The sequence below is a fragment of the uncultured Algibacter sp. genome (assembly GCF_905480415.1).
In the GTDB taxonomy this organism is placed as follows: Bacteria; Bacteroidota; Bacteroidia; order Flavobacteriales; family Flavobacteriaceae; genus Algibacter_B.
In genome coordinates this window covers 1-25,620 of the sequence record NZ_CAJQQI010000015.1, presented here as the reverse complement: position 1 = coordinate 25,620, position 25,620 = coordinate 1, and the positions used below count along the sequence as shown (strand labels likewise).

At 33.1% G+C, this 25,620-nt stretch carries 18 protein-coding genes; 10 read left to right on the top strand and 8 right to left on the bottom strand.

The annotated features are described in order from the left end of the window. Positions 1-2 precede the first annotated feature (2 nt). From QZ260_RS01505 to QZ260_RS01490, 4 genes are all read right to left on the bottom strand, one after another. Entirely contained in the window at positions 3-2,792 is a 2,790-nt protein-coding gene (locus QZ260_RS01505) for a TonB-dependent receptor (RefSeq protein WP_295981971.1), read from the bottom strand. Between the two features lie 215 nt (positions 2,793-3,007). Further along, on the bottom strand, positions 3,008-4,861 hold the full coding sequence (glmS, locus tag QZ260_RS01500) for a glutamine--fructose-6-phosphate transaminase (isomerizing) (RefSeq protein ID WP_295981968.1): 1,854 nt from the start codon (positions 4,859-4,861) through the stop codon (positions 3,008-3,010). 145 nt (positions 4,862-5,006) lie between these two features. Then, on the bottom strand, positions 5,007-6,692 hold the full coding sequence (locus QZ260_RS01495; protein WP_295981966.1) for a DUF4270 domain-containing protein: 1,686 nt from the start codon (positions 6,690-6,692) through the stop codon (positions 5,007-5,009). A 26-nt stretch (positions 6,693-6,718) separates the two neighbouring features. After that, the gene (locus QZ260_RS01490) at positions 6,719-7,528 is read right to left on the bottom strand and encodes a glycogen/starch synthase (RefSeq protein ID WP_295981963.1); all 810 of its coding nucleotides are present in this window, start codon (positions 7,526-7,528) and stop codon (positions 6,719-6,721) included. Positions 7,529-7,725: 197 nt separating this feature from the next. Between QZ260_RS01490 and panC the strand changes: the two genes are divergently transcribed. From panC to QZ260_RS01445, 9 genes are all read left to right on the top strand, one after another. Then, positions 7,726-8,577 carry a pantoate--beta-alanine ligase gene (gene panC, locus QZ260_RS01485; RefSeq protein WP_295981960.1) on the top strand — a complete coding sequence of 284 codons (852 nt, stop codon included), beginning with the start codon at positions 7,726-7,728 and terminating at the stop codon, positions 8,575-8,577. Positions 8,578-8,590: 13 nt separating this feature from the next. Beyond that, positions 8,591-8,941, top strand: a complete 351-nt coding sequence (panD, locus tag QZ260_RS01480; RefSeq protein WP_295981958.1) for an aspartate 1-decarboxylase — start codon at positions 8,591-8,593, stop codon at positions 8,939-8,941. 4 nt (positions 8,942-8,945) lie between these two features. Beyond that, a complete protein-coding gene (locus tag QZ260_RS01475; protein WP_295981955.1) occupies positions 8,946-9,914 on the top strand; it encodes a lysylphosphatidylglycerol synthase transmembrane domain-containing protein in 969 nt (322 codons plus the stop codon). Between the two features lie 76 nt (positions 9,915-9,990). After that, positions 9,991-11,142: an alpha/beta hydrolase-fold protein gene (locus QZ260_RS01470; protein WP_295981952.1), complete on the top strand. Its 1,152-nt coding sequence runs from the start codon at positions 9,991-9,993 to the stop codon at positions 11,140-11,142. Positions 11,143-11,144: 2 nt separating this feature from the next. Beyond that, complete coding sequence (gene radA / locus QZ260_RS01465; protein ID WP_295981950.1) at positions 11,145-12,503, top strand: DNA repair protein RadA; 1,359 nt, start codon at positions 11,145-11,147, stop codon at positions 12,501-12,503. Between the two features lie 279 nt (positions 12,504-12,782). After that, the gene (locus tag QZ260_RS01460; RefSeq protein WP_295981948.1) at positions 12,783-16,709 is read left to right on the top strand and encodes a LamG domain-containing protein; all 3,927 of its coding nucleotides are present in this window, start codon (positions 12,783-12,785) and stop codon (positions 16,707-16,709) included. Positions 16,710-16,832: 123 nt separating this feature from the next. Beyond that, entirely contained in the window at positions 16,833-20,237 is a 3,405-nt protein-coding gene (gene ileS / locus QZ260_RS01455; RefSeq protein ID WP_295981947.1) for an isoleucine--tRNA ligase, read from the top strand. A 4-nt stretch (positions 20,238-20,241) separates the two neighbouring features. Beyond that, entirely contained in the window at positions 20,242-20,619 is a 378-nt protein-coding gene (locus QZ260_RS01450; protein WP_295981944.1) for a TraR/DksA C4-type zinc finger protein, read from the top strand. Positions 20,620-20,682: 63 nt separating this feature from the next. Next, on the top strand, positions 20,683-21,303 hold the full coding sequence (locus QZ260_RS01445; RefSeq protein WP_295981942.1) for a lipoprotein signal peptidase: 621 nt from the start codon (positions 20,683-20,685) through the stop codon (positions 21,301-21,303). Between the two features lie 36 nt (positions 21,304-21,339). Here QZ260_RS01445 and QZ260_RS01440 read toward each other — a convergent pair whose 3' ends face one another. The 4 genes from QZ260_RS01440 to QZ260_RS01425 are packed head-to-tail and all read right to left on the bottom strand — an operon-like array spanning position 21,340 to position 24,188. Further along, positions 21,340-21,903 carry a 5-formyltetrahydrofolate cyclo-ligase gene (locus QZ260_RS01440; protein WP_295981939.1) on the bottom strand — a complete coding sequence of 188 codons (564 nt, stop codon included), beginning with the start codon at positions 21,901-21,903 and terminating at the stop codon, positions 21,340-21,342. A gap of 3 nt (positions 21,904-21,906) precedes the next feature. Further along, a complete protein-coding gene (locus QZ260_RS01435; RefSeq protein ID WP_295981936.1) occupies positions 21,907-22,881 on the bottom strand; it encodes a succinylglutamate desuccinylase/aspartoacylase family protein in 975 nt (324 codons plus the stop codon). Between the two features lies 1 nt (position 22,882). Continuing rightward, positions 22,883-23,758 (bottom strand): 30S ribosomal protein S6--L-glutamate ligase, encoded by an 876-nt coding sequence (gene rimK, locus QZ260_RS01430; RefSeq protein ID WP_295981935.1) that lies wholly within the window; start codon positions 23,756-23,758, stop codon positions 22,883-22,885. Next, the gene (locus QZ260_RS01425) at positions 23,736-24,188 is read right to left on the bottom strand and encodes a RimK/LysX family protein (RefSeq protein WP_295981934.1); all 453 of its coding nucleotides are present in this window, start codon (positions 24,186-24,188) and stop codon (positions 23,736-23,738) included. Before QZ260_RS01425 ends, rimK begins: the two co-directional genes overlap by 23 nt. 298 nt (positions 24,189-24,486) lie before the next feature. On the opposite strand from QZ260_RS01425, the gene uvrC reads away from it, so the two are divergent. Then, positions 24,487-25,620 (top strand): excinuclease ABC subunit UvrC (gene uvrC / locus QZ260_RS01420; RefSeq protein ID WP_295981932.1); only part of this gene is annotated, 1,134 nt, incomplete at its 3' end.

The following is a 25,620-nucleotide window of genomic DNA, read 5'->3' as shown; positions in this document are numbered from 1 at the left end:
TATTAGTTGTTAATGGTCCATGATAAATAGTACATAGATCCAATATTACCAGTACCAAAGGCTGTAAAGTATTCATCTCCTAAAAGATTTGTTGCTCCTGCTTTTAAAGTAGATTTAAAGCTTGGGATTTTCAAATTAATTTGGGCATCAACAACATGGTATTCTGGTACAACACCATTACCAAAAGTTGCTTCCCAATAATAATCATCACTAAATCTATAAGAAACATTGAAACCAAAGTTTTCAAACAACTCTGTATTACCAAAGGATGCTTTAAACTTATGTTCTGGCGTATTAAAGTTTGTTACAAAATCAGGATATTTATCTTGATCAAAATCTAATTTTGCATAGGTATAACTTCCGCTTAAGTCAAAATCACCAAACACTTTAGTTGATAAACCAATAGATGCTCCATAAGAATTAACCTTTGCTAAAGAATTTGTGTAAATGTTATAAGCTTGCGTATCTCCATTTGCTAATGCAGCAATAGAAAGGCCATTATCTCCAGCGGTTCCGTATAAAGGTGAAACAACAGTTGCTTGAGAAATGAAATCTTCATAGCTATTATAGTAAGCACTAAAATCAACAATTAAATTGCTGTACTTACCTCTATAACCAACTTCCGCAGAAGTAACTTGTTCTGGTTTTACTACATCAGGGTTTGCAACTTCTAAGACCGCAGGATTCCCTGTTGCTCCCAGTGCACGAGCAGAACTTAATGTATATGAATTTGTATACCCAGCACCACCTGTTTGCGTAACAGAAGCTGGCTGTCCTAATAATTGACCAGTACCACTAATATCGTATGATCTTGAATAACGATCTAAATTATCTGGTGCAGACCCTACTAAAACATAAGGTCCAGCATCTAACCCAATAAATAAATCTTGAGTGGTAGGGTTTCTAAACCCTGTTTGTACTGATGCTCTAATATTATGATTTCTGTTCACCGTTAAACCAGCCGAAATTCTTGGTGATAAAAAACCATCAAAAAATTCAGATTTGTCATAACGAACAGAACCAGTAAGTTTTAATTCTAAGTCATCATTTAATTCAATATTTTTCTGAATTTGTGTATAAATACCATATTCAGAATAATCGATTGGACTGTCAGCATCTGTATAAATTGTTCCAAAAGAATTTAATTTATACTGTCTATAAGACCCTCCTACTTGAATATCTGCGAAATCAACTAGATGGCTAAAGTTGTAATTTGTATCTGCATGATAATATTTAGAAGCATCTTGAAATTTAGAACCAGTTAATAAATCAGGATCGTTAATACTTTTATTAAATGCAGCTTCAAATTCTGGAGTTCCAGGTAAAAATCTTCCGCTTTCAGCAACTCCTCGTCCTACAGCATGAGCTTCTTCATTTGTAGCTCCTCCTAAAGTAGCTGCCACATAATTTCCAACATATTCACCAAACCAAGTATTATCATCTTTCCAGGCTCTATTGATATTTACACCGGTAAATACCATATCATAAGAGTCTCCGGCCTTATCACCAACCATGTAACCTCTTAAAAAGAAATTATCATTCTTGATTTCTAATTTGTGTTGCTCTTGGAAAAAATTATTAATATTATAGCGGTTACTACCTTGATATATTGTAGATCCTGTTCCTACTTTTCCAACATAAGATATTTCGAAATCATTTTCCCAAGGTCTGTAATATAAGCCCCAATCAGATTTTATACTCTCAGCGTTATAATTGGTTAAATCTTCTTCAGCATATCCTGTTCTACTAACATTTACAGAAGGAACCAATGCATTTGCACCTGAAGGTAAAATACCTAGACCTTCAAGAGTTACTGCCACTCCTTTAATATTTGTAGAAACTAAATCACCATAAATGTTAACTCCATTATAATTTATATTGGACTCACGTGTTCCTCCGTTAGAATTTCTATCGGTTTCATTATTAGCTGCCCAATCGGTACCTTTTAAAAATCCAAAGTTTATTTTAGCCGCAAATTTATCATTAAACTTATAAGCAGCTCTAAAGCTAACATCTGTGTACGCATTGTTTCCTGCAGCTTCCTGAGACGTAATTCCTCTTTTAACTGAAGCACTTATACCAGCATGATCGAAAGGGTTTTTACTTCTCATAAATAAAATACCATTAAAGGCATTGGCTCCATATAATGCAGAGGAAGCTCCGGGAAGTAATTCAACACTTAGTACATCTGTTTCTGTCATACCAACTAAGTTTCCAATTGGAAAGTTTAGTGCTGGCGTAGAATTGTCCATGCCATCAACCAACTGCATAAAACGATTGTTAGCAAATGTGGCAAAACCCCTAGTATTAACAGATTTAAATGTTAAACTATTGGTGTTGATATCAACGCCTTTTAGGTTTTCTAGACCACCGTAAAAATCGGCTGATGCTGTATTTTTTATTTCTTTAAGTCCGAAACGTTCAACAGTTACAGGCGATTCAAAAATACGTTCTGGTGTTCTTGATGCAGAAATAACCACTTCGTCAAGCGAGGTGCCTTCATTCAGAGTAAAATTAATTATCTGATCGTTTGATCTAGCTACTGCAACTTCTAAAATAACAGTTTCAAAACCAACACTACTTCCTTGTAGTTTAAATGGGGGGTTTAAATTTGTTGTCAAAGAAAAATTGCCATCAAAATCTGTCACTGTTCCAGTTGATGTTCCAACAATAATAATATTAGCACCGGGAATGGGCTGACTATTGTCATCGACGACTGAACCAGTAATTGTTGTTTGTGAGAATGCTAAGCCACAAAACAAAAGCATTAAATAGGGGAAAATTGTTTTCATTTAGTAATTATAGTTTTAGTTAGTTAAACAAGATAACATATAAAATGATATTATGCTAGTTGATAAATGTATAAAAAATTATGCACGCATAGTTTATTTTAATAAAAAACCTTAGTTTTTATTATTAAATAGTTAAAAATACGTGTGTTATATAAGAATTGCCATGTTAAAATTAAAACATGGCAATTTTGAAATTGTATATTGCAGTTACTTTTTTACTCTACGGTAACAGATTTTGCAAGGTTTCTTGGTTGATCAACATTTTTATCTAACATAACGGCTATATGGTATGATAATAATTGTAATGGAATGGTTGTAAGAAGCGGAGAAAGTAACTCTAAAGTTTCTGGAACTTCAATAACATGGTCAGCAAGGTCTCTAACTTGAACATCACCTTCTGTAACGATACCAATAATTTTTCCTTTCCTAGATTTAATTTCTTGAATATTACTAACTACTTTTTCATAATGCCCTTTTTTTGTAGCAATAACTACAATAGGCATGTTTTCATCAATTAATGCGATTGGCCCATGTTTCATTTCTGCAGCTGGATAGCCTTCTGCGTGTATGTATGAAATCTCTTTTAATTTAAGTGCACCTTCAAGGGCTACAGGAAAATTATAACCTCTTCCTAAGTATAAAAAATTACTAACGTCTTTATAAACATTAGCAATGGTTTTAATATTTGCATCTGACTTTAATGCTTTCTCTACTTTTCCAGGAATCATTTCTAGCTCTAAAAGATGTTGACGGAAATCAGAACTACTAATAGTACCTTTTGCTCTAGCTAGTCTCAAAGCGATAAGAGTTAAGACGGTGATTTGTGTTGTAAAAGCTTTTGTGGAAGCGACACCAATTTCTGGTCCAGCATGCGTATATGCGCCGGCATCAGATTCTCTAGCAATGGAAGACCCTACTACATTACAAACGCCAAATACAAAAGCACCTTTTGATTTAGCAAGTTTAATAGCTGCTAATGTGTCGGCTGTTTCTCCAGATTGAGAAATAGCAATCACGACATCGTCTTCTGTAATAACAGGATTTCGATATCTAAACTCTGATGCATATTCAACCTCTACAGGGACTCTTGCTAAATTTTCAAATATATATTCTGCTACTAATCCACCGTGCCACGATGTTCCGCAAGCTACAATGATAATACGATTGGCATTAAGGAACTTTTTCATGTTATCTTCAATGCCAACCATTTTTATAATACCTTCATTGGCCAGTAATCTACCTCTATAGGTATCCGTGATGGCTTTAGGTTGCTCATGAATTTCTTTTAGCATGAAATGATCATAACCTCCTTTTTCAATTTGTTCTAAATTAATTTGAAGTTTTTGAACATATGTGTCTACTAAAGAATCGTCTTTAATTTTTCTAACCTTTATACCTTTATGGAATCTAATTACAGCCATCTCTTCATCTTCTAGATACACTGCATCCTTAGTATATTCTAGAAAAGGGGAAGCATCACTAGCTATAAAAAATTCGTCTTCGTTTTCGCCAATACCAATTGCTAAAGGACTTCCTAAACGGGCTACAACAACTTCTTCTGGCTTAGTTTTGTCAAAAACAGCAATAGCGTAGGCTCCTATAACTTGATTTAAGGCTATTTGAACGGCTTTACCAAGCTTTACGTTTTCTTGTTTTTTTACATCTTCAATTAAGTTAATTAAAACTTCAGTGTCAGTGTCAGATTTAAACGTATAACCTCTAGAAATAAGTTCTTGTTTAAGAGAATCATAATTTTCTATAATACCATTATGTATAATAACTAATTCACCAGAGTTTGAAAGGTGAGGATGCGAGTTTACATCATTTGGAACACCGTGGGTTGCCCAACGCGTATGGCCAATACCTACATTTCCATTTTTAGTAATTTCTTTTCCTGAACGTTCTTCTAAATCGGCTACTTTTCCTTTGGTTTTCGATACTTTGAGGTCCGTTCCATCAAATAAAGCAATTCCAGCACTATCATATCCTCTATATTCTAGTCGCTTAAGACCTTCAATAACAATTGGGTATGCATCTCTTGGTCCTATATATCCAACAATTCCACACATATTTTTTAAATTTAATTTGGGGTTATTTTAATTTAGAAAGCAAATATGTAAAATAAACACTAATGAAAGAAAATTATTATACGAAAGAGTTCATTTATACGATGAAATCCATTTATATATTGATACCATTTTATTAGTTAAACAATTAGTTTTCTTTAAGTTCTGTAAAAAATACTTTTAATTTTAACTTTTTATTGTCATCCATAGCATTGCTTCCATTCAGAATAGTCCCTCTAGGAGAGATTATAGATGCTGTAGGAACAGCGGTTACATCATCAGTACTATTTAAAATTCTTGAGCTTGAGGTTACATTTACATTATTAGATAATACTAGCCCAATTTGATAGTTGGTAGAATCATTTTGTATAATGTTATTTAGGTGCTCTGTAATACGTATTTTGTATTTACCAGTACTTTCTTCCCTTTGTCCAAGACTAAAAAGTTTAGAACTTAGTGCTTCGTTACTTTCAATAGGATCTATTTGATAATCAATAGTTGTGATATTGTTTTTAATGTCATAAGCATAAATACGATCGTATTTATGGTATAGATCACCGTTATCGTCCTCAGTAGAGAGTACATTATCATCTTCATAAATAACCAAATGCGCTTCGTTTATAAGTTTTTTTAATAGGAAACTACCTGTTCTATTGTCTTTAATGAATTCACCATTATTACCAGTTTGTCTAAAATCATTTTTAAAATTCTCTAAAGCCTCATCAGTTGGAAACAAATCTACTACCGCCATCGAGCCTTCTAATCCTTTCAAATATAATGTTTCATCACCATTGTCTTTGTCACCATCTCCTAATGTAACATTGAATTCATTAATAAACGTGTTAAGTCTATTTCCATTAAAATTTAAAACATAAGTGTCTTGAGTTCTTGTATTAGCTTCGCCTTTGGAGTAATAAATTGTCACATTAGCATCAGCAGAGCCTAGGTTCATTAAAACCATATTACCATCGCTACTATTGGCTTCGGCTTTAAAATACAAACCTCTAAAGTAGTTCCTAAAGTTATTTGCATTACTTAACACAGGGTCACCTATTTTATCAATAATAGTTTCTTTCCAAAAGGCTATGGCATCCTCGTCTTCTTCAACATCACTCTCAAAACTAATCCTTAGTGCTGGAGCAACAAATGTTTTAGTCACTTCGGTATCGCTTTCATTCCATAACTCAATAGCCTCGGCATTAGTTTTAAAATCGTCATTTTTATAAATCATTTCACCTAAATGATTATCAAAATCAATGGTTTGAGAACCGTTCAAAATGTAGTTATGAGAAGGATCTACAAGTTCCTCAGCCTTAGAAAAATAGTTTTGAATGCTATTTATTTCTCCCGAAGGATCAAAGTCTCTTAAAAAATAATCATTCTGATAAATTGTTAAGGTTATTGGAGCATTGGCATTACCGTAAATTGAATCTAATGAATAAGTAGATGCTTCACTATTACTAGGGTCAATACCAGTTACGTTACTAAAGTATGGAATGTTTATTACAACAGAATCTATTTCTGGATTTAGGTCGAAATCTTCATCAAAAGAAGAAGGTGTTAGCTGAGTAACTATACTCGCTGTTGTTTTTCCATATTCTGGATCATTAAAAACACCAAGCAAGTTGGATGGTAAACTATTAATTTGTAGAGCCTCTAATTTTTTATTGTATGCTGATATTGGTAGAACCAGAGAATCTGTATAAAAATTTGCATTTTTATTTCCGAGAACATCACTTTCGATAATACTAAACTCTTTATCGCAAGCAATAAAAAATGTTAAAAGCAAAAAGAAAACAGTAGAGAATTTAAGGACTTTAAATGTCTTTTTCATATTAATTTTTAATGAATTTAAATAGATTAACTTAAAACAGTTTCGTTAAAAAATGTTGTGTAAGCTTCACCAAATTCATCTTTACTTTTGTATTCTAAAACAGGTTTTTCTGATAATTTTAAGTAAGAGTTTAAATCGTCTGGAATGTTTTCGGACCCGATAATTAATGCGTCTGAATAATCAATGGCAACTTTCATTAAATTGTTAAAAGATGGTTCTTCAAGTGTTTTAATGGCATCATCCTCAATATTGTCAAATTTAATTTTGTTAACCATGTCTTTATTTAATTCACCCTCAAAACTTTGATTGTAAATTGAAGTGACTATTTTGCTCTCATTAAACAAGGGTTCATCTTTATAATACTCTTTCAAATAAAGAGGTAATAATGATGCTAACCATCCATGAACATGAATAATATCTGGAGCCCAGTTTAATTTTTTTACAGTTTCAATAACACCTTTAGCAAAGAAAATAGCGCGTTCGTCATTATCGGAAAATAATTTGCCGTCTTCATCTGTTAATGTGGCCTTTCTTTTAAAGTATTCATCATTATCAATAAAATAAACTTGAATACGCTCTTTAGGTATTGAAGCCACTTTAATAATAAGAGGCATATCTAAATCGTTTATCACTAAATTGATACCAGATAATCTTATAACTTCGTGTAATTGATGCCTTCTTTCATTTATATTGCCGTATCGAGGCATAAAGATTCTTATTTGTCCGCCTTGTTGATTCACCAATCTTGGTGCTTCAAACGACATAGAAGAAATTTCGGTTTCAGGTAAATAAGGCACGACTTCAGATGATACGTATAATATCCTCTTATCTTTCATATGTTTGTTTTTGTTGACTTAAACACTACTAAATAGTAATTATTGATTCTATTTTTTTAATAGAATTTTCATAAACCTAACTTTTTAAAGGTTCTACTTTTCTAAAATTCAAAATAAAAAACACGCAAAAGTACAAAATTTTATGCTAATTGCTTGTAAAATCTTAAGTTTGCACGCGTTAATTTTTTATTAAAAAAGTGGAAATTTACTTAGAAAAACAACAAATCACTTCGGTTATTGATGCTTTGAAATCTAAAAATCGAACTATTGGTATAGTGCCCACTATGGGCGCATTGCATGAAGGGCATTTGCAATTAGTTAAAAAAGCTTTAGCTGATAATGATAAAGTAGTGGTTAGTATTTTTGTAAACCCAACGCAGTTTGACAATGACGAGGACTTAGTAAAATACCCTAGAACTTTAGATCGTGATGTAGCATTGCTAGAAACTGTAAGTAAAACCGATATTTTGGTATACTCACCCTCTGTTGATGATATTTATGGAGGAAACACAGTGTCTCAGGAATTCGATTTTGATGGCTTGGAGTTTGAAATGGAAGGTAAATTTAGGCATGGTCATTTTGATGGTGTTGGAACAATTGTAAAACGTTTTTTTGACATTGTAAAACCACATAACGGTTATTTTGGAGAGAAAGATTTTCAGCAATTAGCAATCATAAAAAAATTAGTCGAAAAATATGAAATTCCAGTAAAAATTATTGGATGTAAAATTCATCGTGAAGCTAATGGATTGGCTATGAGTTCGCGTAATACAAGATTAAAACCCGAATATAAAGCAGTAGCTCCGTTTATTTATAAAACGTTAATAACTGCCAAAGAAAAATTTGGCACAAAAAGTGCTACTAAAGTTATGGAGTGGGTTGAAAAACAGTTTGCGAAACATGATTTGTTAGAATTAGAATATTTTATTATTGCAGATGCTAAAACCTTAAAGCCAATTAAACGAAAATTAAACAAAAAAGCCTATCGGGCATTTATTGCCGTATATGCAGACGATATTAGACTTATTGATAATATCGCTTTAAATTAATTATCTTTGCCACATGCAAATTCAAGTAGTAAAATCTAAGATTCATAGAGTTAAATGCACAGGTGCAGAACTCAATTACATTGGTAGTATAACTATTGATGAGGATTTAATGGATGCTGCCAATATTATTCAAGGAGAAAAAGTTCAAATTGTAAATAATGATAATGGAGAGCGTTTAGAAACTTATTGTATCCCTGGGCCACGAAATACGGGGGAAATTACACTTAACGGCGCTGCTGCCAGAAAAGTATCAGTAGGTGACACCTTAATTCTTATTACCTATGCTTTTATGGATATCGAAGAGGCTAAGGTGTTTAAACCATCATTAGTTTTTCCAGATGAAGCAACCAATTTACTAAAATAACCTTTTGAATAAAAAGACAAAACATATATTAAAAATTACGCTCCCATTATTATTGGGAGTTTTTTTGGTCTGGTATTCACTCTCCAAAGTATCTATTGAAGAATTAATGGTTTATGTAAAAAAAGCTGATTATACTTGGATACTTTTAGGTATGTTTTTAGGCTTGTTAAGCCATTTGTCAAGAGCATATCGTTGGTTGTTTCAATTAGAGCCAATGGGTTATAAAGTGAAGTTTGGCAATAGTGTAATGGCTGTTTTTGCTACCTATTTGATAAATTATACAATTCCACGTGCTGGCGAAGTTGCACGAGCCTCAATTCTTACAAATTATGAAGATGTACCGTTTGAAAAAGCATTTGGTACTATTGTAGCAGAACGTATTGCCGACTTAATTGTGATGTTGGGCATTATTGGGATTACTCTTTTTCTTCAATTTGATTTTATATATGGGTTTTTAATTGAAAAATTCGATCCTATAAAAATTATAATTGTTCTTAGCGCAGGTGTTATAATGATTCTTCTTTTTTTACGATTTATAAGAAAAAGTAAATCTAAAATCGCATTAAAAATAAGAACATTTGTAGGCGGATTAATAGAAGGTGCACTAAGCATCTTTAAAATGAAAAAGAAATGGGCTTATATCGTTCATACCCTGTTCATTTGGGGGATGTATGTACTTATGTTTTATATAACTTCATTCTCTATCGTTGAATTAAATGAGATTTCTGTTGGTGCTATTCTCATAGGATTTATTTCGGCAAGTTTTAGTATCGCGGCTACAAACGGTGGTATTGGTTCTTATCCTTTGGCTATATATGCGGCGTTTTCAATTTTTGGAATCCCAGAAGAACCAAGCATTGCTTTCGGATGGATTATGTGGGCATCACAAACACTTATGATTATTGTTTTTGGTGGACTTTCTTTAATTTATTTACCTATTTATAATAGATACAAGGCTTCGAAGAGCGCTTAAAACTCAGAAAAACTTTGCTTTTAATCTCTGCCTTAATTTCTTACCTTGCCACTAATAAATTTCAAATTATTCTAAAATGAAAAAGACTATTGTTTTCTTTTTATTACTTTTTTTAGCCTTTAATACGTCAATAGCACAAGTTAAATACGAAACCATTCAATCTTCGAAATTAGGGGAAGAACGCCAAATTAAAATTCAATTACCAAGAGGTTATAATGCTGATTCTGATAAAACATATCCAATATTTATAGTTTTAGATGGTGATTATATGTTTGAAGCTGTAGCAGGAAATGTGGATTACCATTCCTATTGGGAAGATATGCCAGAATCTATTGTTGTTGGTATAAATCAGTTGGATAAACGGTTTGATGATTGTATGTATTCTGAACAAAATTCATTACCGATTGAAACAGGTGCAGCTTTTTTTGAGTTTATTGGAATGGAGTTGGTGCCTTATATAGAAAACACATACAGGGCCGGTAATTTCAGAGTCGCTGTAGGGCATGGGGAAACGGCCAATTTTATAAACTATTATGTATTAAAGCCGCAACCTTTATTTCAGGCTTATATTTCAATTAGTCCCGAATTGGCTCCTAATATGATTGATTATCTGCCAGAAGTTTTGAGTAAAATTCAATCAAAAATATTTTACTATTTGGCCAATACCAATAATGATGTTAAATCTATAAAGCGCATGACGGAAGCTTTAAATACAGATATTAATGCTATAGATAATAAAAATGTAGTCTACAATTTCGATAGTTTTGATGGGCCCTCGCATTATTCGGTGCCTACTCATGCTATACCAAGTGCAATAGAAAGTATTTTTCAAGTATTTCAACCTATTTCAAAAAAGGAATATAAAGATGTAATCCTTGAATTAGAAATATCACCAGTGCTTTATCTTCAAGAAAAATATGAAGCTATCTCTGATTTATTTGGTGTTGAAAAGAAAGTATTAATCAACGATTTTAAAGCGACATCTGCTGCAATAGAAAAAAACGAATGGTATGAGTATTATGAAGAATTAGGTAAAATGGCTAGAAAAGCTTATCCTGAAACCATACTGGGAACTTATTATATCGCCCGCTTTTATGAAGAAACAGGAGAGCCTAAAAAAGCGATGCGTACCTACCAATCGGCCTATACTTTAGAAGAAATTGCAGGACTTACAAAAGATTTGATGTTAGAAAGGGCAGATTTAATTAAAGAAGATTTTGGATATTAATAATGGCTAAAATAAAAACTACTTTTTTTTGTCAGAACTGCGGATCACAATATGCTAAATGGCAAGGGCAGTGTAATGCTTGTAAAGAATGGAATACTATTGTTGAAGAGGTTATTCAAAAACCTGAAAAAAGTGATTGGAAATCACCAACATCAACTGCAAAAAAAGCGTCTATTCCATTACGAATAAATGAGATTGATGCCTCAAAAGAACCACGATTAAATACTTTTGATGGCGAATTTAATCGTGTTTTAGGTGGTGGTATTGTGCCAGGGTCTTTAATTCTATTAGGAGGTGAGCCTGGAATTGGCAAGAGTACTTTGTTACTTCAAATCTCATTAAACTTACCGTATAAAACACTTTATGTTTCTGGTGAGGAAAGCCAAAAACAAATAAAAATGCGTGCTGAACGTATCAATCCAGAAAATAGCAACTGTTATATTTTAACGGAAACCAAAACTCAAAATATCTTTAAGCAAATTGAAGCTTTAGAGCCCGATATTGTTATTATAGATTCTATTCAAACCTTACATAGCGATTATATTGAGTCGTCTTCTGGAAGTATTTCGCAAATAAAAGAATGTACCACAGAACTTATCAAATTTGCTAAAGAAACGGCAACACCTGTTTTACTGATTGGGCATATTACCAAAGATGGAAATATTGCAGGGCCAAAAATTTTGGAACATATGGTGGATACCGTTTTACAATTTGAAGGTGACCGAAATCATGTATTTCGAATTTTAAGAGCACACAAAAACCGATTCGGTTCTACAAACGAATTAGGTATTTACGAAATGCAAGGTTCAGGTTTAAGAGAAGTTTCTAATCCATCAGAACTATTAATATCTAAAAAAGACGAAGATTTATCGGGTAATGCTATTGCTGCTACTTTAGAAGGGGTACGCCCATTAATGATTGAAGTGCAAGCTCTGGTAAGTACTGCGGTTTACGGCACACCACAGCGCAGTGCTACGGGTTTTAATGCAAAACGTTTAAATATGTTATTAGCTGTTTTAGAAAAGCGTGCAGGTTTCCGTTTAGGCGCAAAAGATGTATTTTTAAATATTACTGGCGGTATTACAGTAGATGATCCAGCTATAGATTTAGCAGTAGTAGCTTCTATTTTATCATCAAATGAAGATGTAGCACTACAAAAAGATTTTTGCTTTGCTGCAGAGGTTGGTTTGTCTGGTGAAATTCGACCTGTACAGCGCGTAGAGCAGCGTATTCTAGAAGCTGAAAAATTAGGGTTTTCAAGTATTTTTGTATCTAAGTACAATAAAATCTCTTTAAAGAATACCGCCATTCAAATTAAATTGATTTCTAAAATTGAAGATTTGGTTGCGGAGCTTGTATAATAATAGTGATAAGAATTTATTTCAATTTTTACATTTATAAATTCATTTCTATTTATCGACAAAACGCACTTAATCGTAATAAAATATCATTTTAACTGATTTTAACTGCTTTTTGTCGAGATTTTATTTTATTATTGTATCGTTATTCTGATGTTAATCGTAGTTATATATGATTTTTAGTTTAATAAGCTTCCCTCGAGTTTTTGCAATCCATTGAATTATAAATACCGTTTTATAGTATAAGTTTAATAGCTTTTTGGCTCTATTAAAACCAAACCTATGAAAAAAATTATACTTTTTAAAGTACTTATTTTAATCGGATTTCTTTTTACTAATACCTCCTATGCACAAGACTCAGACGGTGATGGGATCGTAGACTCTGTAGATTTAGATGATGATAATGATGGGATAATTGATACTTATGAGTGCTCTTCAGCCATTCAGTTTGGAGATCCATCTCTTCTTACTGCCCAGGATTTAGCAGATGTAAAAATTGGAGAAAAAGTTATTTTCTCTAATGCATTGTTATTTCAAAATCAGTATTATGATTTAGTAGTAACAATCACTTCAAAACAAGGAGATTTTGTAATCAATTGTAGTATAAGTTCAAGTACTTATAATTTGGAAGGTATAAAAGTGGATTCTTTTGATGCTAGTCAAAATGAATATTTTACCTATTCGTTCGATTTAGTTCATGCAGGTACTGCTACTCCAGCAAACCCGATAGGTATACCTGCAACTTTATACGGATTGATATTAGAATCTAGAGATATTGACACGTCTTCTGGGAATGACTATACTGAAATTGCTGGATTCAATGCATCAACAGTAACATCTTCAATGACGCCTTATTTGAGTGCTACAACTAATTTAGAACAAGCAGGTTTTCTTAATGGAGTTGTACCGGCATATACTAATTATAGATTAGACCCAACAATTGCGGGTTCTACAACAACTTGGGTAGACGAACCTGACGATGGAGGAATTCAAGGTGATGATCCTGATTTTTACTTATCTATGGAGTTTGATCAGTTTTCACATGTAGATTTATTATTTGGAGCTACTGGAACTTATACGAATACAGGTTTAAGGCTAACTGCTTTTGGAGTGAGCTCAGTTTGTGATTTTGATGATGATGGATCGTTAGATACAGTCGATATTGACTCGGATAATGATGGAATACCAGATAACGTTGAAGCGCAAACTACTTTAGGGTATATTCCGCCAAGTAATGCAACAGGTGGCAGTATAAAAGATGACAATAGTAATGGTTTAGATGATGTCTACGAGTCCGCTATGGGTGGAACTGATTTAAGTGACTTAGAAGATACTGATGGCGATAAATTAAAAGATTATTTAGATAGTGATTCCGATAACGATGGATATTTAGATATTCAAGAGAATGGAATGGCTGATACATATACATCTGCAGATGTTGATGAAGATGGATTAGGCAATGCCTTTGAAACAAATGGTGTAATGGATACGTTTTTTGATGTCAATGAAGATATTGAAGACCCTACCGATTTATCAATTTTACCAGATGCAGATTTTGATTTAACATTAGGCGGTGATTTAGATTACAGAGATATGTTTGATGGTAATCCACCTCCAATAGCTTCAATAGATTTTGATGGTGTAGATGATTATTTATCCAGAGCATCCTTTATAAATGGTTTAGGAAATGTAACCGTTATGGCTTGGGTGAAAACAGATTCAGGTAATTCCACAAATATGGTAATTGCAGGAGAAGATACAGGATGTAAATTATGGTTAGAAAACGGAAATAAGCCTAAATTCACAATACGAACAGCAGGAAATTCAGAAGTATCAATAAATTGTGGTACCATTAATTTTGACGAATGGCATCATGTTACAGGAACTTATACTAGTGCAACAGGAGTTCTGTCATTATTTATAGATGGCGCTTTTATGGCCTCTGCAAATGTAGGAAGTACAGGAGCTTTAATTGAAAACACTGAAGATGCTAATGGTGATTTTGAAATAGGTAGATTGTCTACGGATGATGTTGCCAATCATTTATATTTTAAAGGTGATATTGATGAAGTTAGAGTCTTTGATATCGTTTTAACAAATAGTCAAATTGAACAACTTGTTTATCAAGAAATAGAACATAATTCAGGAAATGTAAAAGGAACTATTGTTGCAAAGGACATTACAGATATTGGGACTGGTAATAAGGTTCCATGGGCTAATTTAATAGCATATTACCCAATGACGAACATTGTTATGGGTAGAACATCAGATTACTCAAGTTATGATAAGGAGTTATATATAAATTATATTTCTACGATTCAAGATCAGACGGCTCCTATGCCTTATTTAGCATCAAATGCGGGTTCATGGTCATCACAATCAACTTGGTTGCATGGTGATGTCTGGGATATTGAAAATACTGCAACAAATAAAGATTGGGGTATTGTAAAAATTTCTAGTGATGTTGTAGCATGTCATTCTTTAAAAACATTAGGCTTAATAATAGATTCAAACACGACTTTAAGAGTTCATAGTGATAATCTAGTAGAAAACAGTTGGTATATGGAACTGAACGGGACTTTAGATTTAGAAGATGACTCTCAACTAATACAAACCGTAAATAGTGATCTAGTAACTTCAGCAGATGGTAAAATTTTAAGAAGACAGGAAGGCGAGTCTAACCCTTACAGGTATAACTATTGGTCATCGCCAGTAGGAGCAACTGGAGCAACTAGTTTAATAGATAATAATGATCCACTAACAAATAACGCCAATAACACGCCTTTTAATTTAGGAATGATTAGAGATAATTCAGGATTAACTTGTTCATTTATTTCAGGTTATACTGGGAGTGGCAGTATAAGTACGTATTGGTTATATACCTTTATAAATGGATTAACGTATTGGGATTGGGCACAATTAAGCACTTCTACGGCTTTAAAACCAGGCGTTGGGTACACTCAAAAAGGTACAGGAGTTGTAGATCCCGAACAGCAATATATTTTTCAAGGCAAACCAAACAATGGGACTATTTTAATAAACGTGACCGATATTGGAGGCCCTGGATCTGAACCTTCAGTTTCTGCAACAAAATATTTGTTAGGAAATCCCTATCCATCAGCTTTAGATGTTCATAAGTTTATTGATGACAACGTTGGGGTTATTAATGGTACACTACAATTGTGGCAACAATGGAGTGGTGACTCACATTATCTTAATGAATATAATGGCGGCTATGCCCAGGTGAACAAAACGGGATCCATTAGAGCTTGTCAATTTGTTGGTTTTTATGGTTATAATGGTTCTGAAGAAGGAACTAAAACTCCATCAAGGTACTTACCAATAGGACAAGGTTTTATTACAGAGATTATAGCTGATGGCACTATTGAATTTAACAATTCACAACGTATTTTTATTAAAGAAGTAGATGCAGACGGTACCGGAAACAATGGTTCCGTATTTATGAAAAGTGCAGGAACAAAAAATAAGAGTACTTCAGAAAGTAAAGACGCTAATCCGTTCAAAAAATTCCGTTTAGAATTTAATTCGGTTACAGGCCCTGAAACAAGAAGAGAATTACTATTAGGGTTTAGTGAACTTACAACAGATGCCTTTGATTATGGTTACGATGCAGAAAATCCAGAAATAAATAACAATGATTTATGTCTAAACTTAGATGGTAAGAACATGAATATTCAAGCCTATGGAGACATTTCAGATGATAAAGTAGTGCCGTTAAATTTTAAATCATCCGGAGATAATAGCTTTGAAATAAAGATTACAGAAATGGAAAACATAGATACATCTCAAGCTATATATTTAAGAGATAATTTAACAGGCACCTATTTTGATTTAACCCAAGATACTGCATATCAGTTTTCTTCAAATCCAGGAATATTTAATGAACGGTTTGAGATTGTGTTTCAAAGTGAGGCACAAACGTTAAATGTAGAAGAATCTCAAACTTCAGAAAATTTTGTTTACTATCAAAGGACGGAGCAAAAATTATATGCAAAGAAACTAAACGCATCAGTAAGGCGAATAGCCCTTGTAAATATGTTAGGGCAAACGGCTTTAGAATTTAATAATGTATCGCAAGAGGAGTTAAGAAACGGACTGAGTATATCTAATTTATCAAGTGGTGCCTATGTGGCTTATTTTAGAACAGATACTCATGAAGTATTAACCAAAAAAATAGTTGTCAATTAGTATTAAAATCATTTAGTTAGTTGAAAAAAAGCCAAAACAAACGTTTTGGCTTTTTTTATTGAGAATAATTAATCATTTAAGGATAAATTCTTAAATTCGCGAACTTAATAGATACACCAGTAAATGAGCACGAAATTTCCTGAATATAAAGGACTTGACTTACCAAAAGTAGCAGAAGACATTCTAAACCATTGGCAAGAAAACAACATTTTTGAAAAAAGTGTATCTACTAGAGAAGGCAAAGAATCATATGTGTTTTATGAAGGCCCGCCTTCTGCAAACGGACTTCCTGGAGTACATCACGTTTTAGCGCGTGCTATTAAAGATATTTTTCCGAGGTATAAAACCATGAAAGGGTATCAAGTTAAGCGTAAAGCAGGTTGGGATACTCACGGATTACCTATTGAATTAGGTGTAGAAAAAGAATTAGGAATCACTAAAGAAGATATTGGTAAAACGATATCTGTTGAAGATTATAATGCTGCCTGTAGAAAAGCAGTAATGCGCTATACGGATGTTTGGAATGATCTGACTCAAAAAATGGGTTATTGGGTAGATATGGATGATCCATATATTACCTATGAGCCGAAATACATGGAATCTGTTTGGTGGCTTTTAAAGCAGATTTATAATAAAAGCTTGATGTATAAAGGCTATACGATTCAGCCATATTCACCTAAAGCGGGAACAGGTTTAAGCTCACATGAGTTAAATCAACCAGGAACGTATCAAGATGTTACAGATACAACTATCGTTGCTCAGTTTAAAGCAACAGAGCATACGTTGCCAGAATTCTTAAAAAGGTTTGATCATTTACATTTTATAGCTTGGACAACGACACCATGGACCTTGCCAAGTAACACGGCACTAACCGTAGGTGCTAAAATTGATTATGTTGTGGTTGCCACCTATAATCAGTACACTTTTGATCCCGTTCATGTCATTCTTGCTAAAAATTTGGTTGGAAAACAATTTAGCGGAAAATATCAACAAACAGAGACTATTTCTGAACTCAGTAGTTTTTCAAAAGAAGACAAAAAAATTCCATTTTTAATCGCAACGGAATGTAAGGGAAGCGACTTAGTAGGTATAAAATATGAACAATTATTAGATTATGTGTTGCCAAATGATAATCCAGAAAACGCCTTCAGGGTTATTTCAGGAGATTTCGTAACTACTGAAGATGGAACAGGAATTGTACATACAGCGCCAACTTTTGGAGCAGATGATGCTTTAGTTGCAAAACAAGCTACACCAGAAGTTCCACCTCTCTTAGTAAAAGATGAGAATGATAATTTGGTGCCGTTAGTAGATTTACAAGGTCGTTTTAGACCAGAAGTTACAGAGTTTGCTGGTAAATATGTAAAGAATGAATATTATGAGGATGGAGAAGCACCAGAAAAATCTGTGGATGTAGAAATCGCTATTAAACTTAAAATTGAAAACAAAGCCTTTAAGGTTGAAAAATATAAACACAGTTATCCAAATTGCTGGCGTACTGATAAACCAATTCTTTACTATCCGTTAGATTCTTGGTTTATTAAAGTAACCGATGTTAAGGAAAGAATGTACCAACTTAACGAGACCATTAACTGGAAGCCAAAATCTACTGGAACAGGACGTTTTGGAAATTGGTTAGCAAATGCTAATGATTGGAATTTATCCCGTTCAAGATATTGGGGAATTCCATTACCAATTTGGAGAACGGAGGATGGTAAAGAAGAAATTTGTATTGGTTCCGTTCAAGAATTGAAAGAAGAAATGCAACGCGCCGTTTCAGCTGGAGTTTTAAAAGAAGATATTTTTGCAGACTTTGAAGTTGGAAACAATTCAGAAGATAACTACGCGAAAATCGATTTACATAAAAATATTGTTGACGAGATTGTATTAGTATCTCCAACAGGTCAAAAAATGTTCCGCGAAAGCGATTTAATTGATGTTTGGTTCGATTCGGGATCCATGCCTTATGCGCAATGGCATTACCCATTTGAAAATAAATATTTAATTGATAAAGGAACAACGTACCCAGCAGATTTTATTGCAGAAGGTGTTGATCAAACCCGTGGTTGGTTTTATACGCTTCATGCCATAGCAACTATGGTTTTTGATTCGGTTGCCTATAAAAATGTGGTATCTAACGGATTAGTGTTAGACAAGAACGGGCAAAAAATGTCTAAGCGTCTAGGAAATGCTGTAGACCCCTTTGAAACTTTAGGGAATTATGGTGCTGATGCTACCCGTTGGTACATGATATCAAACGCAAATCCTTGGGATAATTTAAAATTCGATTTAGATGGTATTGAAGAAGTAAAGCGTAAGTTTTTTGGAACACTATATAATACGTATTCATTTTTTCAGTTATATTCTAATTTAGATAATTTCAACTATAGTGAAGCGGATATCCCTTTAAGTGAAAGACCAGAAATAGACCGTTGGATTTTGTCTGAATTGCACTCTTTAATCAAGAAAGTAGATGCTTTTTATGCAGATTACGAACCAACAAAGGCAGCGCGCGCTATTTCAGATTTCACACAAGATTATGTGAGTAACTGGTTTGTTCGTTTAAGTAGAAGACGTTTCTGGAAGGGTGATTACCAAGAAGATAAAATTTCAGCATACCAAACGCTTTATACATGCATGTTAACTATTGCTAAGTTGGGTGCGCCAATAGCACCTTTCTTTATGGATAGATTGTATCTGGATTTAAACAAGGTAACCAAAAAAGAGACTTTTGAGAGTGTGCATTTAGCAAATTTCCCTGTTTTTGAAGAAGCTTATGTTGATAAGTCTCTCGAGAACAAGATGGAAAGTGCTCAAACCATATCATCTTTAGTGTTGTCATTAAGAGCCAAAGAAAAAATAAAAGTAAGACAACCTTTACAAAAAATAATGATTCCTGTAGATAGTGAATCTCAAAAAAATGAAATATTAGCGGTTGAAGACCTTATAAAATCAGAGGTTAATGTTAAAGAAATTCAAGTTTTAGAAGATGCTTCTGATATTTTGGTAAAACAGATAAAACCAAATTTTAAAGTACTTGGGCCGAGATTTGGAAAAGACATGAAGACTGTAGCTCAAGCAGTTAATAACTTTACATCTGACGACATTAAAGAAATTGAACAAAATGGTATTTTAGACGTCGAAGTAAATGGAAAAATTATTACTTTAGAACGCACGGATGTAGAAATAACCTCGCAAGATATTGAAGGTTGGTTGGTTGCAAATGAAGGCGCTATTACAGTAGCATTAGATGTAACCATTACAGATGATTTACGAAAAGAAGGCATTGCAAGAGAGCTGATAAATAGAATTCAAAACTTACGTAAAGATTCAGGTTTTGAAGTTACAGATAGAATTGATGTTACTTTTCAAAAAAGTGAGCATATAGAAATGGCTATTAATGCCAATATTACATATATAAAATCAGAAACATTAACAAACGAACTTGCAATAATAGATAAATTAGAGGATGGCATAGAAATTGATTTCGATGATGTACATACCAAACTATCTATACAAAAACATTAAAATTATGGGAGAAGCTAGCGTAAGGTATCCGGATGCAGATTTAGCAGACTTTAAAGTGCTAATAATAGAGAAAATAGAAAAAGCTCAACACGATTTAGAGCTTATAAAAAGCGCCTATATGAACGATCATAATAATGGTACCGAGGACACATCTCCAACATTTAAAGCTTTTGATGAAGGTAGTGCTGTGATGAGTAAAGAATCGAATTCTCAATTAGCAATCCGTCAAGAAAAATTTATCCGCGATTTAAAAAACGCACTTATTCGTATTGAAAATAAAACCTTTGGTATTTGTCGTGTTACAGGAAAACTCATCAATAAAAAAAGATTAGAATTAGTACCTCATGCTACATTGAGTATTGAAGCTAAAAACATGCAATAGTCTTATATTAAATTATATATTTGAAACGTCTCAAAATTATTGAGACGTTTTTATTTTTCAAGAATGTCATTAAAAAAACCCATAATCTTAATCATAATTATTTTACTAATCGATCAGATTAGTAAAGTATATATAAAAATGAATTTTGAACTACAAGAAAGTGTTGATATTTTCAGTTGGTTTGAAATTATATTTGTTGAAAACGATGGAATGGCTTGGGGCACAAAAATTAGTGATTTTGTATCTTTTATTTCAGATAGAACTGCTAAAGTAATATTAACCTCATTTAGAATTGTAGCTATTTTTGGAATAGGTTATTGGTTATACGATGCTACGAAAAAGCAGAGTTCTAAAATATTAATTATTGCCATAGCTTTAATATTCGCGGGAGCTCTAGGTAATATTATAGATTCAGTATTCTATGGAGTACTATTTGATGATAGCTACAGTCAAGTGGCTAGTTTTCTACCAGAAGCAGGAGGATACGATAACTTACTCCATGGTAAAGTTGTAGATATGCTTCATTTTCCATTATTTGAAGTTGACTTACCAGAATGGTTTCCTTTTTCTGCGGGAAAACGATTTAGCTTTTTCGATCCTGTTTTTAATATAGCCGATATGGCTATTAGCACTGGCTTTATTATGCTAATTGTTTTTAATAAGAAGGCGTTTTCGAATAATTAAGAAATCAAATACCAAATTAAAACCTAGAGTTTTAATTTAAAAAGCATAACTTTTATTTGGAGTCACACAATAATCCAACCTTATATCACTCTCAAAAACATCACTAATTTCATCTTCAGGACCAAAAAAAGAAAGTCCAATTTTCACAGTTTCAGGTTTACAATTAGTTAAAAATCGATCATAAAACCCTTTTCCATAACCAACACGATTCCCTAGTGAATCAAAAGCTAAAAGTGGAACAAAAACAACTTCAATTTTATCATTTGAAATCTCAATACCAGCAATAGGTTCAGGGATATTGTAGTCGTTTTTCTTTATTAGGGTACTATCAGTTAAAAGAAAATGTGTCATATTACCTGTTTTAAAATCACTTTTAGAAATCAGAATATTTTTGTCTTTACCAGATAAAATATTCAAAATATAATCGGTATTCACTTCTTTTTGTTCTTCAATCGCTAAAAAAATATGGTAAAAAGAATTAGCCCAAATAGGTAGCTTTAAAAGTTGATTTGAAATGGATAAACTCAAATCTTCAATTTGATTTTCAGACAAATCTTTACGATGTGCTTTATATGTTTTCCGCAGCTCTTTTTTGGTCATAAATTACTTTTTAAGTTCCGTAGTAATGTGAAACAAAGCGTCACCTTGATAAACAATTGGCGATTCATTTACATTGATAATATAACCTTCGTTTGAAGCTTTTACGAAATAATTAAATTTACCGTAAGGATCGGTGATGTTTCCTAAAATAGCATCTTTTTTAACCAAAGAACCAATGGCTATAGAAGCTTTAAACATACCAGAATATTTGGCACGCTGCCATTTGCTTTCATCAACAAAAACACACTCTTTTTTAGGCTCAGACGCCTTAAAAGCGGTTTTCAACATGCCTAAATGTTTTAAAATACGTTTCGACCCGTTTACTCCAGAGTTGGTAACATTATCATCTATATGGAATGATTTACCACCTTCAAAAAGCAATAAAGGTTTTCCTAATTTATAGCAAGTCGTTCTGAAGGATTTTGATACATTTTTGGAATACAAAACAAAAGGAGCTCCAAATATTTTTGCTAAGTCGTTTAGTTCCTTATTTTCTTTTGAATAACGTAACTGCGGTGCATTAAATCTGCCAGAACCACCTGTATGAAAATCTATAATTAAATCAACATGAGGAATAATATCATGCATCAGTTTATAAGCCACTCTGCCAGCTAAAGAACCCGAAGTACTGCCAGGAAACACGCGGTTTAAATCTCGTCCATCAGGAAACTCACGTTTTAAATTTATGAATCCAAAAATATTAATAACAGGCATACAAATAATAGTACCGCATTTGGGTTTATTAATACCTTTAGCAATAAGCTGTCTCACAATTTCAACGCCATTAACTTCATCACCATGTATGCCTGCTGTAAATAAAACCGTTGGTCCCGGTTTTTTAGAGCGCTCGATAATAACAGGAACATTTACTGGCGATGAGGTATGCAAATTCGCCACATCGAAATTAACTTCTTTGCTTTCTCCAGGTCTTATAGATTGCCCTAGAATAGTTAAACCATCATCATTTACTTGAGTCATCTTAGTGTTTGTTTTTTTCTATATAAGCAATAATCGCTTTTGCAATATTGCGTCCTGTGGCAGTTTCAATTCCTTCTAAACCAGGCGTTGAATTTACTTCTAATAACAAAGGGCCTCTTGTAGACTGCAACATATCCACACCACAAACAGGCAACATTAAAGCTTGTGAAGCATTCATGGCTAACTTCAATTCATCATGACTTAGTTTTATAATATGTGCAGAACCACCACGGTGCAAATTAGAACGAAATTCACCTTCTTTACCCTGGCGTTTCATAGCACCTACCACTTGTCCATCAACAACCAAAGCACGTAAATCGGCACCACCAGCTTCTTTTATAAATTCTTGAACAATTACTCTCGCTTGCAACCCATTAAATGCCTCTAAAACCGATTCTGCAGCATTTTTAGTTTCTGCCAAAACAACACCTAAACCTTGTGTGCCTTCTAAAAGTTTAATAATTACTGGCGTTCCACCAACATGTTCAATAACCTCTTCGACATCCCTAGAGTAGTTTGTAAATACGGTTTTAGGCATACCAATTCCAGCTTTACTCAAGCGCTGTAAACTGCGTAGCTTATCTCTAGAACGTTGAATAGCATCAGAAGTAACGATGGTAAAAACACCCATTTCTTCAAATTGTCTTACCACCGCACAACCGTAAAACGTAACCGAAGCTCCAATTCTAGGTATTATGGCATCCACATAGTCTAAGTATCTATCTTTATAATAAATGGTAGGCTTCTCTTTTTCAATAATAATATCACACTTAAGAGGGTCAATCACTTCCATTTTATGTCCTCTTTTTTCACCTTCTTCGATTAGGCGTTCCGTGGAATACAAATTCGCATTTCTAGATAGTATTACTATATTCATGTTGCTGTTTATAATTAGTGTTATATGAAACGTGTTCCAAATCTACGTCTACCATAAATTTTTGTCTTAAAAATTGCCTGCCAATAAGGACAGGAAATTTCATAGCGTCTCTAGTGCTTAAAGTTAAGTTAATCTTGTACGTTTTACCAAAAAATATAACTTCAGATTTCACCTTATATCTATTTTCCTTATAACCATTGCTGCTTTTCACATCAGTTCGCCAAAAAGTATCAAAAATAATTTCAGTTTTACCAAAGTTCTTATGCACGTCACTATTAAAAATACAAAGCAATGCATTATCTCTTTCAATAATTTTAGAACAATGTATGGTGGAAGTATAAGCACCCGTATCCATTTTTATGTCAATATCGAATAAACCTAGTTTGGGGAAATCAACAATATCAACACGTCCTACAATTTTTTTACTCATTTTTTAAATTATCATTTGGCGCCTGTCTGCCAGCAGGCGGGTTACCCCAAGGGGCGACTTTTACTACTAGCTTCTTCCTAAGTCGGCGAGCTCAAACATGCCGTTCAACCCCGAACATACGCCAAGGCAAATTTTTAAACCATAATTAATACTCCTTTAAAACCATTCAATATTTTTAAAAAGTGGCGCAATTTAGATAATTAATCGATTCAAGAAATAAAAATCTTTTAAAATTGTAAAATGTTAAATCGTATGTAATTTCAGCAAGAAAAACATTAAAACAAGTACCTTTACAATAATGGATGTACCCAATTTAGAGATACAATTAAAAACCTTACCAAATCAGCCTGGAGTTTATCAATATTATGATAAAGAAGGGACTATTATTTATGTCGGGAAAGCAAAAAACTTAAAAAAAAGGGTCAGTTCCTATTTTACCAAGACCCACGAAAATGGTAAAACCCGAGTGTTGGTTAAAAAAATAGCAAACATAAAACACATTGTTGTTGAAACCGAAACCGATGCGCTACTACTAGAAAATAACTTAATAAAAAAACATAAACCTCGTTATAATGTATTGCTTAAAGACGACAAGTCTTACCCGTGGATTTGTATAAAAAAGGAACGTTTCCCAAGAGTGTTTTCAACACGCCGCGTTTTTAAAGATGGCAGTGATTATTTTGGGCCTTATACAAGCGGAAAGACAGTATATATTTTATTAGATTTAATAAAAGGGTTGTATAGTTTAAGGAATTGTAACTTTAATTTATCTGAAGAAAAAGTCGAGGCAGGAAAGTATAAAGTTTGTTTGGAATACCATTTAGGAAATTGTAAAGGTGCCTGCGAAGCTTTAGAAACCGAAGCGGAATACAATGATAACATCAAAGCTATAAAAGATATTTTAAAAGGGAATTTTAAAGATTCATTGTCTCAGTTTAAAATACAAATGAAACAGTTTGCAGAAAACATGCAGTTTGAAGAGGCTCAAAAAATAAAAGAAAAAGTTCAAGTTCTAGAAAATTATCAAGCAAAATCGACCATTGTAAACCCTAAGATTAGTAATGTAGATGTGTTTTCTATTATGAGTGACGAAAGTTATGGCTATGTTAACTTTTTACAATTGTCGTATGGTTCTATTATTCGTTCACATACCTTAGAGATAAAAAAGAAATTGGACGAAACCGATTTGCAATTATTACAACTTGCCATTACAGAAATAAGGCAGCGTTTTAATTCTAATTCCAAAGAAATATATGTCCCTTTTAAAGTCGATTTGGGGGAAGACTTAAAAGTAACCGTTCCTAAGTTAGGGGATAAAAAGCACATCTTAGATTTATCACTCAGAAACGCAAAGTATTTTAGAATGGAGCGTTTCAAACAAATGAAAATTGTTGATCCTGATAGACACGCAAACAGAATCATGGCACAAATG

Bases quoted from the DNA above. Each gene is read 5' to 3' on its own strand.
- QZ260_RS01505 (WP_295981971.1), bottom strand. From the start codon at position 2,792: ATGAAAACAATTTTCCCCTATTTAATGCTTTTGTTTTGTGGCTTAGCA.
- glmS (WP_295981968.1), bottom strand. From the start codon at position 4,861: ATGTGTGGAATTGTTGGATATATAGGACCAAGAGATGCATACCCAATT.
- QZ260_RS01495 (WP_295981966.1), bottom strand. From the start codon at position 6,692: ATGAAAAAGACATTTAAAGTCCTTAAATTCTCTACTGTTTTCTTTTTG.
- QZ260_RS01490 (WP_295981963.1), bottom strand. From the start codon at position 7,528: ATGAAAGATAAGAGGATATTATACGTATCATCTGAAGTCGTGCCTTAT.
- panD (WP_295981958.1), top strand. From the start codon at position 8,591: ATGCAAATTCAAGTAGTAAAATCTAAGATTCATAGAGTTAAATGCACA.
- QZ260_RS01470 (WP_295981952.1), top strand. From the start codon at position 9,991: ATGAAAAAGACTATTGTTTTCTTTTTATTACTTTTTTTAGCCTTTAAT.
- radA (WP_295981950.1), top strand. From the start codon at position 11,145: ATGGCTAAAATAAAAACTACTTTTTTTTGTCAGAACTGCGGATCACAA.
- QZ260_RS01460 (WP_295981948.1), top strand. From the start codon at position 12,783: ATGAAAAAAATTATACTTTTTAAAGTACTTATTTTAATCGGATTTCTT.
- ileS (WP_295981947.1), top strand. From the start codon at position 16,833: ATGAGCACGAAATTTCCTGAATATAAAGGACTTGACTTACCAAAAGTA.
- QZ260_RS01450 (WP_295981944.1), top strand. From the start codon at position 20,242: ATGGGAGAAGCTAGCGTAAGGTATCCGGATGCAGATTTAGCAGACTTT.
- QZ260_RS01445 (WP_295981942.1), top strand. From the start codon at position 20,683: ATGTCATTAAAAAAACCCATAATCTTAATCATAATTATTTTACTAATC.
- QZ260_RS01440 (WP_295981939.1), bottom strand. From the start codon at position 21,903: ATGACCAAAAAAGAGCTGCGGAAAACATATAAAGCACATCGTAAAGAT.
- QZ260_RS01435 (WP_295981936.1), bottom strand. From the start codon at position 22,881: ATGACTCAAGTAAATGATGATGGTTTAACTATTCTAGGGCAATCTATA.
- rimK (WP_295981935.1), bottom strand. From the start codon at position 23,758: ATGAATATAGTAATACTATCTAGAAATGCGAATTTGTATTCCACGGAA.
- QZ260_RS01425 (WP_295981934.1), bottom strand. From the start codon at position 24,188: ATGAGTAAAAAAATTGTAGGACGTGTTGATATTGTTGATTTCCCCAAA.